Annotated in this window: 1 pseudogene; it reads right to left on the bottom strand. The window is 32.9% G+C overall.

The features are described from left to right. Positions 1-141: pseudogene (locus ACJ5GX_RS00105) on the bottom strand (UDP-N-acetylmuramoylalanyl-D-glutamate--2,6-diaminopimelate ligase); the annotation flags it as partial. Positions 142-724 lie beyond the last annotated feature (583 nt).

Here is a 724-nt window from a genome sequence, read left to right as displayed (position 1 = left end):
ATGTCCTTTTCCTGCAACTAGCAGAATCATATTTTCATCATGTGCTATATTTATACCTTTCTCTATAGCTTTTTTTCTATCTCCTATCTCCAGTGCATCAGGGCAATGTAACAAAATATCGTGACGAATTTTCCCCGGATCGATCGGTAATTGTAAAAAAAAGAAATTTGCATAACGCAATTTTCTTCATTTTATAACAATTTTGTATTGTCCTAATAGAAAACCGGCTCAGGCGGGATAAAAAAATAAAAATAGTTTCATGAGCACCTTTAGGATAGAATTTCTGTTACTCCCTGTATGTTTAGGTACCTACTCCATTGAATAGAATCGGTAAGAAAACTGTGGCAGCCCTTGCCGAAAGCGGCAATAATCGAAAAAAGGGACGAGTGATCCTTCTGTACATTCTCTATTTTGTGCCAAACGTCTAGACGGATGTTGACATATGAGTTGACATTAGTAAATTTGAATGTAAATTTAAAATGGTGGATTTTTAACCAAAAATACGTATAAATTTGAAATTACTTTCACGAGCAGTAGTCGGGTTTAGTTTTTTTTATTAATTAGCTTGAACGTTGTTCATTTTATTTATTTATTGTAAGATGCAGGTAAAACGCAAAAAAACGTGTACACATTATTAAAATAATACCTAAATAAAAAGGGATGGTATTTAACTGTACCTCAATTAATTCTCACTTTTCCCATCCATTTTTACCTTTGTTCCATC

Source organism: Wolbachia endosymbiont of Tuta absoluta, from assembly GCF_059414725.1.
The sequence above is the reverse complement of the archived record's forward strand: the minus strand, read 5'-3'. Positions and strand labels throughout refer to the sequence as shown.